General features: G+C 30.2%; 12 protein-coding genes. 1 reads left to right on the forward strand and 11 read right to left on the reverse strand.

Annotation, left to right across the window (positions count from 1 at the left end; translation table 11 throughout):
• Nucleotides 1-149: 149 nt before the first annotated feature.
• The 5 genes from FYJ26_RS07115 to FYJ26_RS07135 all read right to left on the reverse strand — a co-directional run bounded on the left by FYJ26_RS07115 (nt 150) and on the right by FYJ26_RS07135 (nt 6,153).
• Nucleotides 150-635, reverse strand: a complete 486-nt coding sequence (locus FYJ26_RS07115) for a PcfB family protein (RefSeq protein ID WP_000606600.1) — start codon at nt 633-635, stop codon at nt 150-152.
• Entirely contained in the window at nt 628-1,455 is an 828-nt protein-coding gene (locus tag FYJ26_RS07120; RefSeq protein ID WP_154541033.1) for an ATP-binding protein, read from the reverse strand. The genes FYJ26_RS07115 and FYJ26_RS07120 overlap by 8 nt, the downstream gene beginning before the upstream one ends.
• Nucleotides 1,452-2,225, reverse strand: a complete 774-nt coding sequence (locus FYJ26_RS07125; RefSeq protein WP_154541035.1) for a replication initiator protein A — start codon at nt 2,223-2,225, stop codon at nt 1,452-1,454. Before FYJ26_RS07125 ends, FYJ26_RS07120 begins: the two co-directional genes overlap by 4 nt.
• Before the next feature lie 229 nt (nt 2,226-2,454).
• Nucleotides 2,455-3,822, reverse strand: coding sequence for a 23S rRNA (uracil(1939)-C(5))-methyltransferase RlmD (rlmD, locus tag FYJ26_RS07130; protein WP_154541037.1), 1,368 nt, complete (start codon nt 3,820-3,822; stop codon nt 2,455-2,457).
• On the reverse strand, nt 3,823-6,153 hold the full coding sequence (locus FYJ26_RS07135; RefSeq protein ID WP_154541039.1) for an ATP-dependent DNA helicase: 2,331 nt from the start codon (nt 6,151-6,153) through the stop codon (nt 3,823-3,825).
• Nucleotides 6,154-6,237: 84 nt separating this feature from the next.
• On the opposite strand from FYJ26_RS07135, the gene FYJ26_RS07140 reads away from it, so the two are divergent.
• Nucleotides 6,238-6,987, forward strand: coding sequence for an NADPH-dependent oxidoreductase (locus tag FYJ26_RS07140; RefSeq protein ID WP_154541041.1), 750 nt, complete (start codon nt 6,238-6,240; stop codon nt 6,985-6,987).
• A 55-nt stretch (nt 6,988-7,042) separates the two neighbouring features.
• Here FYJ26_RS07140 and FYJ26_RS07145 read toward each other — a convergent pair whose 3' ends face one another.
• From FYJ26_RS07145 to FYJ26_RS07170, 6 genes are all read right to left on the reverse strand, one after another.
• Nucleotides 7,043-7,828, reverse strand: a complete 786-nt coding sequence (locus tag FYJ26_RS07145) for a TPM domain-containing protein (RefSeq protein WP_154541043.1) — start codon at nt 7,826-7,828, stop codon at nt 7,043-7,045.
• A 7-nt stretch (nt 7,829-7,835) separates the two neighbouring features.
• Entirely contained in the window at nt 7,836-8,423 is a 588-nt protein-coding gene (locus tag FYJ26_RS07150; protein WP_154541045.1) for a LemA family protein, read from the reverse strand.
• A 26-nt stretch (nt 8,424-8,449) separates the two neighbouring features.
• The gene (gene nrdG, locus FYJ26_RS07155) at nt 8,450-8,950 is read right to left on the reverse strand and encodes an anaerobic ribonucleoside-triphosphate reductase activating protein (RefSeq protein WP_154541047.1); all 501 of its coding nucleotides are present in this window, start codon (nt 8,948-8,950) and stop codon (nt 8,450-8,452) included.
• Between the two features lie 41 nt (nt 8,951-8,991).
• Nucleotides 8,992-11,112, reverse strand: a complete 2,121-nt coding sequence (nrdD, locus tag FYJ26_RS07160; RefSeq protein WP_154541049.1) for an anaerobic ribonucleoside-triphosphate reductase — start codon at nt 11,110-11,112, stop codon at nt 8,992-8,994.
• A gap of 246 nt (nt 11,113-11,358) precedes the next feature.
• Nucleotides 11,359-13,938, reverse strand: a complete 2,580-nt coding sequence (gene clpB, locus FYJ26_RS07165; protein ID WP_154541051.1) for an ATP-dependent chaperone ClpB — start codon at nt 13,936-13,938, stop codon at nt 11,359-11,361.
• A 9-nt stretch (nt 13,939-13,947) separates the two neighbouring features.
• Nucleotides 13,948-14,889: a DnaJ C-terminal domain-containing protein gene (locus FYJ26_RS07170; RefSeq protein ID WP_154541053.1), complete on the reverse strand. Its 942-nt coding sequence runs from the start codon at nt 14,887-14,889 to the stop codon at nt 13,948-13,950.
• Nucleotides 14,890-14,915: the final 26 nt, after the last annotated feature.

The raw sequence follows: 14,915 nt of genomic DNA on the forward strand, positions 1-14,915 counted from the left end.
AGTTCGTATAAAATTAAGATAAGCTCCATTCCTATAGGAATGGACAGATATTGATACATAAAAAATTGTATCAACCCTTACCCATTGATCAGGATTTAGGTTGATACACAAAACTATTTACAGACCCTCAAATGTTTTTAAATTACTTATCATAAGCTTTGCTCCTTATGTTTATTTTTAACTTTATCTTTACTAATGGTGTCCTTAGCCATATCTTTAAACTTATTTATAGTCTTCGTTATTGAATCTTTTCTATCGGCCTTTCTTTCAGAAGCCTTAACTGCTTTTTTAAAGGCATGTTCCATTACCTTTATATCCTTAGATTGAAAAAACACAGAGTGGTTACCAGTTTCCTTATCTTTCATAACAGAAAACTTCACTCCGTGTTTATTTAAAATTTTCTTTAATTCTTTTAACTCAGGATCCTTTAGATTAATTTCTTCTAACTGACCTTTTTTAACCATATCTTTTAGTTTTACTTCTTCTCCATTATTTTTTATTACATTTTTCAAGCCTCCTTGTTCTTCTATTTGCTTGTGAACTTTCTTTAAGGCATCAAGAATTGCTTTACTTGTAGCTTTTGCAAGTCTTACTTCAAGATTAAGACTCGACCTAGATACTTCTTCATTAATCATCTATTCCACCTCCATATAAAAGTAACTCTTTGTATTTTCTTAACTTCTCTTGTTGAATTTTTCTTCTAAAATCTTCTCCCGTAACTTTAACTGGTATTGTCATTTCAAGTATTCTTGAATATATTCTCTGATACTCAAGGTCAATATTAGGATTTTGAATAATTTCCAATGATAAGTTTGTAGTAAAAATTGTCGGTCTACCCTTTAAGTATCTTGAGTTTATAATGTTATATACTTGTTCTCTTGCATAAGATGTATCCCTTTCAATTCCAAGGTCATCTAAGATTAACAAAGCAATATTAGAGAGGTTACTTATTATTTCATTTGAATCAACCTTAAATGCAGATTTTTGTATTTGATTTATAACCTGAGATAAATTCATAATCTTAGCTTTAACTTGTTCTCTTTCAATTAATTCATTTGCAATAGAACAAGCAAGATAAGTCTTTCCACTGCCAACATCTCCATAAAATAAAAGTCCAACATTGTCTTCCTTCATTTGTTCAAAGCTTTTGGCATAATTATATGCAACCTTATAGGCTTGACCTTTTTCATTTAGGAATTTATCAAAAGTATATTGGTGTTGGAGCGGCGATGAGAAGCAATCTCTTTTCAATGACGATATTTTCATCAGTCTTTCTCTTTCTTCATTTTCCTTATCTCTTTTTATTTCACATTCACATTTAATTCTGGGAATAAACTTTGTAAATCCAAGGTCAAGTAATTCTCCATCGACTCTTTTACCACAGACCTTGCAATAAATATGTCCATTCCTTTCAACATCATTTTCTCTTAATACAAAATCTTTTAAGTTCTTCATAAACTCTCTCCTATATCGTAATTCATTTTCCTTGTTGTATTATCATTAATGTTTTTTGCCTGATCATTAAGATACCAATTGATTATCGTTGCCTTGTGATCTTGATAAACTCTGTTATTTGCTTTCATATATGACGAGAGCCTATCAATGTATTCACTAATTCTGCTCCCCAACTCATTTGTTAAGTCCTTGTATTCTTCATCAGTCAAAAATATATTTTTATATATTCCATAAGGCTTTTGTCCCTTACTAAAATCATTCTTTCTTAACTCATTATTACTAATATTGTTATAGTTACCTTCCGATTTTCGAAAATCTTGACTTTCGATATTCGAATCTCTTGAATTTCGATTATCGAACTTCTGGAATTTTGTTTTTCGAACTTCTTGATTTTTTATTTCCACATTATTAAATATGCTCATAAAGTCTTTAACATAAATTCTGTTAGGCTTTCCCAATCCTTGTCTTTTCTTTTCAATCAGTCCTATTCCTGATTTAATATCAAGTTCAGCTATTAATTTATTCGCTTTTTCACTCGCACAATTAAATTGATCTTTTATGCTTTCAATTGTGTAATAAATAAAGACTTTTCCATCTTCATCTATCCAGCCATTTTTATATGAAAGACCCATTCGATTAAGCATATATGAATACAAAACTTTAGCTTCAATAGATATGCTCTCAAAAATCTTATCTTCCATTAATACCATAGGTAACCTAATAAAGTTATACATCTCAGATTGCCTATTATAAAAATAATCAAAATTCATCCCTACCTCCTTTCTTTGAAATAAAAAAGAGCAGCCTTATTTAAGCTACTCTTATAGAAAGTATAAAATGGGTTTTATCTTATTATATTTTTCTTTGTGTCTCCTCATACCAGTTGCAAAACTACTCTTACGTCCATATAGTTTTTTTGAGTTTTTTTGACGTATCCTTCCTCATCTTTATCGAATACAAAATGCTTATAAAACTGCTTAAAATGCAGGATTTCTAAATTTATATCTTTTGTATCAACGCTATAGTCTCCACATGTCTTGATCTTGGAAATTGGTCAAAAACTTGGTATTTTACGACTTTGTACCCTTTTTCCATGAAAATTTCAATGTCCCTAATTTGGGTTTTAGGGTTACAAGATATATAAACAAATTCTTCTGGATTTATATCTATTATCTTTCCTATAGCCTTAGGGTGAATCCCCTCTCTTGGTGGATCTATGACAAGTATATCATATTCACCCTTTACAAGATTGATTTTTTCTAAAACATCTCCAGCTATAAAGTCAATATTTTCAATTTTATTTTCTCTTGCATTGTCAAAGGCCTTTTCTACTGCTTCTTCTACTATTTCTATACCTAAAGCTTTGTTGGACACTTTTGCAAAAAATTGAGTTATGGTTCCAGTACCGGAATAAAGATCTAAGACATTTTTGCTTTTACTAACACTTGAAAGTTCTATAGAATTTTTATAGATTTTTTCTGCTGTATACACATTTGGTTGAAAGAATGAAAATGGAGATATCTTAAACACTAGGTCATTCATTCTCTCTTCTATATATTCTTTTCCAAATAAAAGTTCAATTGAGTCAACCTTTACAGCATCTGCCAAAGAGTCATTTACAACATGGTATATTGATTTAATAATGCCATTGGTCTTTGCATTTAATAGATTGTGGGTGAATAGTTCTTTTCTCATCGGGTCAAATGACTCATCTGAACTTGTTACAAGGATTACCATAATATCTCCTGTATACATCCCCTTTCTTATTATTAAGTTTCTTAAAAGACCTTCATGGGTTTTTTTGTGGTAGAAATTTGTATTTTTTTCCCTAAAATAAGATTGAACGTGTTTTCTTATACTTTCAAAGTCAGAATCTACAATATTGCAACCATTAGTATCTACTATCTCATAAAACCTATTTATTTTATGAAGTCCCAATATTAATGGACCTCCTTTATAAGCATCTCCAAAGGAATATTCCATCTTGTTTCTATATCCCTTAATTTTTGCACTTCTTACTATAGATAGGTCCTTTACTTTTATATCAGATTTTTTTAAAAGTTTTCTTATCATATTATGTTTTAATAAAAGCTCTGTTTCATATCCCATCTTCTGATAAGAACAACCTCCACATATACCTGTATTAGGGCAAAATTCTTTGGAATTTTCAAGTTTTGAATCTTCAATTTTTTCTATGTATTTACCCATTTTCTTATTTCCACGAGATCTTGTAATCTTGACTCTACACTTTTCTCCGAGAACTCCTCCTTTAAATTCAACAAGTTTATCTTCATCAAATTTTCCTATGGAAATATTTGGATATGCTACATCAATTATCTCTACTTCCTTTATAGGTTTTTGTTTCATTCAATCTCCTTTATTCCAAAATTCATCTATTAAAAATCTAAGTTCATCCTTATCTCTTACTTCTTTTATATTTGCCCAATGTCTAGGGTAAAGTCTTCTATATTTATCCCACAAAAACCTATCATCTATTAGATAGATTATCCCCCTGTCCTTTTCATCTCTTATAAGTCTTCCTGCTGCTTGAAAAATTTTATTAAGTCCTGGGTAGGTGTAGGAATAATCAAAGCCATTGTGGTTGATTTTATCAAAGTGGTTTTTTATAAGATTTCTTTCATCACTGACCCCAGGCATACCAACAGATATGACCATGGCACCTATAAGCCTATCACCTTTTAGATCTACACCTTCTGAAAATATACCACCTAAAACAAGAAATGCGGTTTTTTCACTATCATAGGTGAAATTTTGTAAAAATTTATACCTATCTGTTTGAGACATAAATCTCTCTTGGACAAGTATTTCATCATCATATCTATCCTTATAATATTCATAAATATCTTCAAGATAGGAAAATGATGGGAAGAATATAAAATAATTTCCCTTTTTTGAGCTTATAAACTCATGGATAAGATCTCCTATATCCATAAGATTTTTATTTCTATCCTTATATCTTGTTGATATAGGTGTAGCTAAAAGCTTAAAATTTCTATTATCAAATGGAAGGTTCAAGTGAAGTTTTAAGCTATCTTCTGCACCAAGCATCTTCCTATAAAATTCCATCGGTGAAAGAGTTGCTGAGAAAAATATGCAAGATACAGCTTGTTTGTATTTTTCCTTTAAAACTTTTGATGGATCTATGCACTTTATTTCAAAAATCTTATCTAAAGAATTATCATCAAAAGTTAAAGTCATATAAAAACCTTCCATAAAGTTATCTGAAACCTTTATATGATGATTTATTTCAAAAAACATATCTTTTATTTTATCATAGTCTTCTCTTTTTTTATCATCGATTAGAACTTTTTCTAATTTTTTTGAAAGTATAATAAGTTTTTTATCAAAATCATCATTGTATTTTTCACTATAATAAAAAAGTTTTTTACCATAGTTTTTATACATTTGTTCAAATTCATCAAGTATAGAGTCTAAAGACTTTATTATAGTTTTATCTTTTTTTATATCCATTGACTCTCTTAGATCTTTAAAGGAAGATTCTAAAAACTCATGACTAAGCATTTTTCTTGACCTTTCCAACAGATTGTGAGATTCATCTATAAGAAATATAAAGTCTTCTAAGCTTTCATCAAAAAATCTCCTAAGATAAACATTTGGATCAAAAACATAATTATAATCACAAATAATTATATCAGAGTAAAGTGCTATGTCAAGTTCAAATTCCAATGGACAGACCTTGTGCTTTTCTGAGTAAGAAGTTATTACATCATAGTCCATTATATCTTCGTTTTCTAAAATATCTTTAAGGGCATTATTTATCCTGTCAAAGTGTCCCCTTGCAAAAGGGCAGTCGTTTGGATTACACTCGATTTCATCATTTAGACAAATTTTCTCTTTGCTAGTTATTGATACTGCTTTTATGGATAAGTTTTTTTCTTTTAATAAGAATAAGGATTTAATAGCTTCTTTTGCTGTAGTGTTCTTAGCTGTAAGATAAAAAATCTTATCTAATAGACCTTCTCCTAGTGCCTTAACTGAAGGAAATATAGTTGATATAGTTTTTCCAGTTCCTGTTGGTGCATCTACAAAAAGTTTTCTCTTATCAAGTATTGCCCTATAGACAGCAACTGACATCTTTCTTTGCCCCCTCCTATAACCCTTATAAGGAAAAGTTAGTTCTATGGCCGTTTTATCTCTTTTTTCAAGGTTTATAGAAAGAATTTTCGAGAAACTTATATATTCTTTTAGAAGATTAATATAAAATTCATTAAGCTCATCAAGGCTCTTTTCCTTATAAAATTCCTTTGTTCTATAATCATCTAAGGAAACATAGGTTAGTCTTATTCTCACCTTTTTAAGGCCTTTTTTTACAGCAAAAAAGTACCCATAGCAAAAAGCCTGAGCCCAGTGTAGCTTATTTGAAGCATCTAATTTATCTAAGTCTCTAGTAGTTGACTTAATTTCATCAATTGTGTAGGTATCTCCAACCTTAAAAAGACCATCTGCTCTGCCCTCAACATGAAATTCCATATCATCAATTTCTGTAACATTTCTTAGGTAGTATTCAGCCTTATAGTTATCAGAATAAGATTTTTGAATTTGTTGATGTGCCTTTATTCCTTGAACCATCCTATTAGAATCACGAAAGCTATTATCTATATCTCCACTTCTCATAACAAATTCTATCAGCTTTCTTACTGAAGTTTTTATGTACATAAAACCACCCTTCTTTTTTTAATTATAACATATTTAATTGTTTAATAAATCTTCTTTAAGGTATAAAATTATTGAGGTGAGAATATGAATGAAACAATTAAAACACAACTTGAGCATAGGACAATTAGAGAATTCACAGATAAAAAAATTAGTAATGATATTTTAAAAATCCTACTTGATGTTGCAAATCAAACTGCATCAAGCAATGGTATGCAAAACTCATCTATTATTAGAATAACTGATCAAAATATAAAAGATGAACTTGCTAAAATTGGAAATCAAGAATACATGAGAAGATGTCCTGAGCTATTTATATTTATAGTAGACTTATATAGAAACTATAATATAGCCAAGGAAATGGGAAATGAAAATAACATTATGATAAACTTCGATAAATTTATTCAAGGTTTTACTGATGGAGTTCTACAAAGCCAAAACTTTACAATAGCTGCCGAATCTTTAGGACTTGGCGCAAACTTTTATGGAAATATTCACAATGATACTAAAAAAGTAATTGAGCTATTAAAGATGCCGAAACTTACTTATCCCATAGTAGGTGTCGGTATAGGATATCCTAACCAAAAACCACAACTTAAACCAAGAATGTCTTTATCTAATAAACTTTATACAAACTCATATGAGTTTAAAGTCTCATATCTTGACTCCATAAAAGATTATGATAAAGAAATGAGAGATTATTATGACTTAAGAGATTCTAATAAGAGGTCTGATGCCTTCTCTACACAAATTCTTAAAAAACAGGGTTCAATTATAAAAAATAGAGAAAAAATGTTTGATACCTTAGAAGAACAAGGTTTTGTTATAAAAAAATAAAAACAAAGAAAAAAGCTATTGAAAGGATAAAACCTTACAATAGCTTAAATTTTTTCTAAATTCCTCTACTAGCTCCTCCACCACCAGATGAGCCTCCACCTCCAGAGAATCCTCCTCCAGAAAAGCCACCTGATGATCCGCCTGAAAATCCACCGCCAGAGAAACCTCCAAAGCCACCAAAGCCTCCTCCGCCTCTATAGCCACTTCTTCCTGAAAAAAGACTAGATAAAATCATAAATACAACAAACATTATAATTATTGTTCTTAAATCAAAGTCATCATCATCTTCAAGATTATCTTTATAGCTCTCATAGTCACCATTCATATCTACTTGATACTCATCAGCAATCTCTCCAACTACTGCATTAAACCCTTCTTTTATGCCTGTAGAAAAATCTCCTTTTTTCATATAATCAAGCATATAGGTATCTATAATTCTTCCCACCTTTCCATCATTTAGTCTTCCCTCTATTCCGTAGCCTGTTATGATGGATATGTCTTTTTTTTCAGAACCAATCTTTTGTGATATAAGGATTAAAACTCCATTTTCCTTATCTTTATCTCCTATTTGCCATTTACGAAATAAATCAGTTCCATAAGCCATTGGATCATTTTCAATATCTTTAACTGAAACATAGATAACTTGTGCTCCTGTTTTTTGTTCAAGTTCCTTGTTGACCTTAGTAAGATAATCTTTAGTTGGTTGATCTATTAGGTTAAGCCCATCTAGGTAGTAGGTTTTAGGTGCGTCTGGTATTTTATCCGCATAGGCTCTTATTGGTAGAAAAAGAAGAATAAAAGCAAATATTTTTAAAACTAAGGCATTCTTACTTTTTCTCATAATCTACCTAATTTCCAAAGTCTACTTTAGGAGCATCTTGTGCTGATGCATCCGCTTGAAAATACTCAGCTTGCTTAAAACCCATTAATGATGCAAATATACTTGTAGGAAATGATTTAACTTTGGTATTGTAGTTTTGAACCTCCTGGTTATAATTTTTTCTTTCAACTGAAATTCTATTTTCAGTCCCAGCAAGCTCATCCATAAGTTGCGTGAATTGGGTATCTGCCTTAAGTTCTGGATAAGCTTCTGCAACTACATTTACATTTCTTATAGCCTGAGACATTTGTTCATTAGCTTCTGCTAATTCCTTTGGTCCTTTGGCTTCTTCTATACCTGCTCTTGCCTTAGTTATTTCTGTAAGGGTTTCTTTTTCATACTCTGAGTAGCCCTTAACTGTATTTACAAGATTTGGTATAAGGTCTGCCCTTCTTTGAACCACATTTTGAACTTGGGCATAAGATTGGTCAAGTTGTTCTTTCTGCTTAACAAGTCCATTATATGAAGGAACTAAAACAAGTAAGGCTATCACAATTACTGCAACTATTGCAACAACTATACCAATAGCTCCCTTTCTTTGTCTTTTAATTTCCATAAAATCCTCCTAAATTTTTAACTATTTTATTTATACCCATCTAAAATACATATTTTATTTTTTTCTAATGACTTTTGGATATCTATGGTTCTTTGGTTAGATGAACCCTTAAATTTTAATTTTAAATTTTTCAACTCTTCTACAAAAAGACCATCTACTAATACGTCACACATGGAAAGAAGCTTTTTACTTTCTTTATTATTTACCAATACTTCATATTTAAATCCTGAAAATATCCATATGGACTTATCTGACTTATCTCTTATCTTTCTTACAATCTCTATTAAATCTCTTACTGACTCGAAAGGCTCTCCACCAAGAATGGTAAGACCCTCTATTTCATCTTTTTTTAGATAATCAATGATAAGATCTGTTTCTTTTTCAGTCCAAAGTTTACCATAGTTTGGATTCATATATTCTGTATTGAAACAATTTTTACAATTAGCTGAACATCCTGTTACAAAGAAAGATGTTCTTATCCCCGGCCCATTTGCTACATCATATTTTCTAATTTGTCCGTATCTCATAAATCCTCACTTAAAAAGCCCGCAAAAGCAGGCCTTTATTTTTATATATGCAATACCCTTGCTTTTATTTCCTTTGTTCTACCTTCATTCCAGAAATTTTCTCCAAGATAGCCACAAGTTCTTCTTACGACCGTAAGTTTAGACCTGTCTTTATTTCCACATTGAGGACAATACCATTGATTGTCATCATCTAAAAGCATCTCCCCATCGTAATTACACTCTGAACAATAGTCTGATTTTGTGTTAAATTCAGCATATTGAATATGATCATATATATATTCTACAATTGTTCCTAAAGCTTTTAAATTATTGGTCATATTCGGTATTTCTACATAGGAAATACAGCCACCTGATGACATATTTTGAAATTCTGATTCAAAATCAAACTTCTCAAATGCAGATATTTTTTCTCTTACATCAACATGAAATGAATTTGTATAGTAACCTTTATCAGTTACATCTTCAATTTCTCCAAATCTTTTCTTGTCTATAGATGCAAATCTATTAGTCAAATTTTCTGCAGGAGTTCCATAAACTGCAAATTGAAGTCCTGTTTCTTCTGTCCATTCTTCTTTCTTTCTATTTAAAAGTTGCATTATTTTTATAGCAAAATCATGACCTTTTTTACTTGTATGACTTTCACCTGTTACAAGCTTACTTGCTTCATATATTCCAATATACCCAATTGTTACTGTTGCATAACCATTTTTTAAAAGGTGTTCTATTTTTTCATGAGGTTTAAGTCTTGCAATAGCCCCATGTTGGAAGTGGATTGGAGATGAATCACTTGTTACATTCTTAAGGTGCTTATATCTTAAGATTCCTACTCTTTTTACAAGCTCCATTCTCTTATTTAAGATTTTAAAGAATTTTTCTTCATCACCTCTCGCAAGAATTCCTATTTGTGGAAGATTTATAGTACATACTCCTATATTAAACCTTCCATCAAATTTATATTCTCCATTTTCATCCTTATATGGTGGTAAGAAAGCCCTACATCCCATTGGGGAGAATACATTTCCCTCATAGTTTTTCCTCATAATCTTAGCTGATATATAGTCTGGATACATTCTTTTTGCTGTGCATTTTATAGAAAGCTCTGTTAGGAAATGATATTTACTATTCTTTTTAACATTGTTTTCATCTAGAACATATATAAGCTTAGGGAAGGCTGGAGTTACATATACTCCCGCTTCATTTTTAATGCCTTGAATTCTTTGTTTTAAAATTTCTTCTATTATTTTAACTGTTTGATCAAGATATGGATCATCTTCATCTGTATGCATAAACAATGTTACAAAAGGTGCTTGACCATTTGATGTCATTAAGGTATTAATTTGGTATTGAATTGTTTGTATACCAGATTCTAAGTCTCTTTGTGTGAGCTTTTGGGCCATTACTTCTATTTCTTTTTGATTTGAAAGAATTTCTGAAGCTAGCTTAAAATTTTTATTGTAGGATCTTTTCAGATACTTACTAAGACAAGCTATATTTATAGATTGACCACCATATTGGTTTGATGCAATTTGTGCTATTATTTGGGTCATAACATTACAAGCTACTTGAAATGACTTTGGTGTTTCAATTGTTTTTCCATTAATAACTGTTCCATTATCTAGCATATCTTTCATATTTACTAAACAGCAATTAAATATTGGTTGAATCAAATAATCTAAGTCGTGAATATGTATGGCTCCATCTTCATGAGCTTCTACAAGCTCTGCATCTATTAACTTTCTTTTAGCCAAGTCTTTTGATACTTCTCCTGCTATAAGGTCTCTTTGGGTTGATGCTATTAAAGGATTCTTGTTTGAGTTTTCGTCCATAACATCTATATTTGTTCTTTCTAATAGACCAATTATATCATCGTCTGTAGTATTTGCACTTCTCTTATAAGCTTGAACAGACCTGTAAGATTCGTATGATTTTGCTGTAGCAGGATTATTCTTATCAATAAGTTTGTAATAAACTTGATCTTCTATTTCATATATTGAAATCTCTTTTTTATTTTTTGATCTTTCTTCTATTTCATCTGCAATGGTTTGGGCTTGACCATCTACAAATACTCCGTTTGAAGAATTCATAGCTTTTTCTATAGCAATTATTATCTTATCTTTATCAAAATTCACTTTTTGACCATTTCTTTTTACAACTTTTAACATATACAATACTCCTTTTCTTTTCTTTTTAAGTATACCATATATAGATATAAAAAATCAATAACCACTATATATTGTGCTTTTCTCTCTTTTGTTTTGAATAATTAACAAGAAGATAAGCCATTCCATGATACTTGGTGAATAAATATGATAAATAAGATTTTTAATTAATTCTCTACAAATCTTTATATTAAGCAAAAAAATAGCAAAAAGAATTTTTACATCCTTTCTGCTAATAATATTTATACCTTAGTTTTCTATATTGTAGGAAAGTTCATTATTTTCATCTAAATCAATTAGAACATGGTCTCCTTCCATTATATTTCCTTCAATAATTTTTCTACCAAGACTTGTTTCTATATTGCTTTGTATGAATCTTTTTATTGGTCTTGCACCATATTCTACATTATAAGATCTTTCTAAAATATATTTATGAGCCTTATCTGATAATTTTATAGAAATATCCTTATCTTCAAGCCTTTTTGAAATATCTTCTATTTGAAGATCAATGATTTTATAGATTTGATCACTTGTAAGTGGTTTAAACATTATTATATCATCGATTCTATTTAAAAACTCAGGTTTAAATGAATTTCTCAAAGCTTTATCTACTAAGTCTTTAGTATCTTCACTTATAGTTGCATCTTCTTTAAGTCCTTCTATAAGAAAATTGGATCCTATATTTGATGTCATTATGATTATTGTGTTTTTAAAGTTTACAGTCCTACCTTGGCTGTCTGTAAGTCTTCCATCATCTAAAACTTGGAGAAGTATATTAAATACATCTGGATGAGCTTTTTCTATCTCATCAAAAAGTATTACTGAATAAGGATTACGTCTTACTGCCTCTGTAAGTTGACCACCTTCTTCATAACCTACATATCCAGGTGCAGCACCGATTAATCTTGATACTGAGTATTTTTCCATGTACTCACTCATATCAATTCTAATCATATTATTTTCACTATCAAACATTGCTTCTGCAAGTGCCTTTGCTAACTCAGTTTTACCAACACCTGTAGGTCCTAGAAATATAAATGATCCTATAGGCTTGCTGAGATCTTTAAGTCCTGATCTTGCCCTAATTATAGCATCTGAGACACCTATTACTGCTTCATCTTGTCCTATAACTCTTTGGTGAAGTTTTTCTGGAAGAGCTAAAATTTTATTTCTTTCACTTTCTACAAGCTTAGATACTGGAATATTAGTCCAATTTGATACAACATCTGCTATATCCTCATCTGTAACTTCTTCTTTTATAGATGAATCATTTTCTTGGTCCTTTTCTTTCTCTTTTAGCTTTTGTTCAAGCTCATTAAGTTTTCCATATTTAAGCTCTGAAAGTTTTTCAAAATCATAATTTCTTTCAGCCTTTTCTATCTCAACTTTTACCTTATCAATTTCTTCTTTTATATCTTTTACTGAATTTATAGAATCTTTTTGGCTTTTCCATTTATTAAAGTCAGCATTATATTTTTCATTAGCATCTGCTAGCTCTTTTTCAAGTATTTCAAGTCTTTTCTTACTCTTTTCATCATCCTCTTTTTTAAGGGCTGCTATTTCAATTTGAACTTGAAGAATTCTCCTTTTTTCCTCATCTAGGTATTCTGGCATAGTATCTATTTCTGTTCTTACAGTTGCACATGCTTCATCCATTAAATCTATTGCTTTATCCGGAAGAAATCTATCAGTTATATACCTATTTGAAAGTTCAGCAGCTGCTATTACCGCTTGATCTTGGATTCTTATACCATGATAGATTTCATATTTATCTTTTATGCCCCTAAGTATTGATATAGTATCTTCTACACTTGGTTCATTTACTAAAACTTTTTGGAATCTTCTTTCTAGGGCTCCATCTTTTTCTATATATTCTCTATATTCATTTAGAGTTGTAGCCCCTATCACTTTTATTTCTCCACGTGCAAGCATAGGTTTCATTATATTTGATGCATCCATAGAACCTTCTGATTTACCTGCTCCAACTATTATATGAAGCTCATCTATAAACATAATAATTTGACCTTCAGATTTTTTGACTTCATCTATAACTGATTTTAGTCTTTCTTCAAATTGACCTCTATATTTTGCACCAGCAACAAGGCTTGACATATCTAGAGCAAAGATTTCTCTTCCTTGAAGTGGTTCTGGAACATCTTTATTAACAATCCTTTGTGCAAGTCCTTCAACTATGGCAGTCTTACCAACACCAGGATGTCCTATAAGTACTGGATTATTTTTCTTTCTACGAGATAGGATTCTTTGACAATTTCTTATTTCTTGATCTCTTCCTATAACTGGATCGATTTTACCTTCTCTTGCTTCTTTTGTAAGATTTCTACCATATTTTTCAAGTGGATTATTAGTTTCTTCTGGATTATCGTTAGTAACTTTTTGACCATTCCTAACCTTTAAAAGCTCATTATTAAAATTTTTATAAGTTAAGCCAGATACCTTAAATAAGTCACTGAGTTCTGTTTCTTCTTTTAATAGAGATAGAAATATATGCTCAGTGGATATAAAAGAATCACCCATATTTTTTGCTATGTCCTCACTTTTAAGTAGAACTCTTTGAAAAATTGTGTTGGGATAAATATTTCCTGATCCAGATTGGGATGGGAGCTTATTTAATTTATCTTCAATTTTTTTAAGTAATGGTTTGTATATTTTCATATTTGATAATACTTGACTTACCATTGAGTCACTATCTTCTAAAAGTGCATAAGCTAAGTGAACTATACCAACTTCAGGATTGGCATTTTTTATTGCTATTTGTGAAGCTTCATTTATAGCCTCTGTTGACTTTTGAGTAAATTTATTAAAATCCATAATTGCCTCCTAATTTTTTTCTTTTAATTTCTTATATAGGTCAATTTGATCTTTACTTAATGTTTTTGGATTATTGATTTGAATTTCTATATACAAATCACCTTGATTATTATTCATATCAACATATCCCTTATTTTTAATTCTTATCTTATTTCCAGATTCTATCTTTTCTGGAATATTTACCTTAAACTTTCCATTTGGACTATCTATTGTAATTTTTTCTCCAAAGTAGGCATCCCATGGATAAATGGATTCTTTTTGTATAATATCGAGGCCATCTAGTTTATATTTTGAATCTTCTTTTATATTAACCTTGACATATATATCAGCACTTATTCCATATTTCAGTCCATCTATCTTAAGTTTTTTACCAGATGTTAATCCTTTTGGTATATTTATGTTAACCTCTTTAATAGAGTTATTTTTATCATTTATTTTTAATGTTCTTTTACTTCCCTTAATAGCTTCATCTAGTGATATACTTACTGTAGTATTTAATTTTTGTTTTTTCTTTGCTTTAAAACCTGTTCCAAAATTTGAAAACGAAGATCCTTGATGTGTTTTTTGAGAGAATCCTCCACCTCCAAAAAATGTATCAAAAAAGTCTGAAAATCCAGAACTTGATCCTCCACCTTTAGTGTAAGTATAAGACCTATTAGATGATCCAAAGTTTGAGAATATATCTGAGAAATCAAATTGAGAAGGGTCAAAATTTTGACCTTGGCTAAAGTTTCCACTTTGCCCAAACATATCATATTGCTTTCTTTTCTTATCATCAGATAATACCTCATAAGCCTCATTTATTTCAGAAAATTTCACTGTGGCTTCCTTGTCATCAGGATGAAGGTCAGGGTGGTACTTTTTGGCAAGCTTCCTATAAGCTTTCTTAATCTCATCCTTGCTTGCATCTTTTTTTACACCTAATATTTTATAATAATCTTGATATTTCATATTTACCTCCATCATTCTCTGACCAT

It is taken from the genome of Anaerococcus porci (assembly GCF_009696575.1).
Classification (GTDB): Bacteria; Bacillota; Clostridia; order Tissierellales; family Peptoniphilaceae; genus Anaerococcus; species Anaerococcus porci.

Excerpts from the sequence above, each read along its gene's own strand:
- FYJ26_RS07115 (WP_000606600.1), bottom strand. The coding sequence starts at position 635 with ATGATTAATGAAGAAGTATCTAGGTCGAGTCTTAATCTTGAAGTAAGA.
- FYJ26_RS07120 (WP_154541033.1), bottom strand. The coding sequence starts at position 1,455 with ATGAAGAACTTAAAAGATTTTGTATTAAGAGAAAATGATGTTGAAAGG.
- FYJ26_RS07125 (WP_154541035.1), bottom strand. The coding sequence starts at position 2,225 with ATGAATTTTGATTATTTTTATAATAGGCAATCTGAGATGTATAACTTT.
- rlmD (WP_154541037.1), bottom strand. The coding sequence starts at position 3,822 with ATGAAACAAAAACCTATAAAGGAAGTAGAGATAATTGATGTAGCATAT.
- FYJ26_RS07135 (WP_154541039.1), bottom strand. The coding sequence starts at position 6,153 with ATGTACATAAAAACTTCAGTAAGAAAGCTGATAGAATTTGTTATGAGA.
- FYJ26_RS07140 (WP_154541041.1), top strand. The coding sequence starts at position 6,238 with ATGAATGAAACAATTAAAACACAACTTGAGCATAGGACAATTAGAGAA.
- FYJ26_RS07145 (WP_154541043.1), bottom strand. The coding sequence starts at position 7,828 with ATGAGAAAAAGTAAGAATGCCTTAGTTTTAAAAATATTTGCTTTTATT.
- FYJ26_RS07150 (WP_154541045.1), bottom strand. The coding sequence starts at position 8,423 with ATGGAAATTAAAAGACAAAGAAAGGGAGCTATTGGTATAGTTGTTGCA.
- nrdG (WP_154541047.1), bottom strand. The coding sequence starts at position 8,950 with ATGAGATACGGACAAATTAGAAAATATGATGTAGCAAATGGGCCGGGG.
- nrdD (WP_154541049.1), bottom strand. The coding sequence starts at position 11,112 with ATGTTAAAAGTTGTAAAAAGAAATGGTCAAAAAGTGAATTTTGATAAA.
- clpB (WP_154541051.1), bottom strand. The coding sequence starts at position 13,938 with ATGGATTTTAATAAATTTACTCAAAAGTCAACAGAGGCTATAAATGAA.
- FYJ26_RS07170 (WP_154541053.1), bottom strand. The coding sequence starts at position 14,889 with ATGAAATATCAAGATTATTATAAAATATTAGGTGTAAAAAAAGATGCA.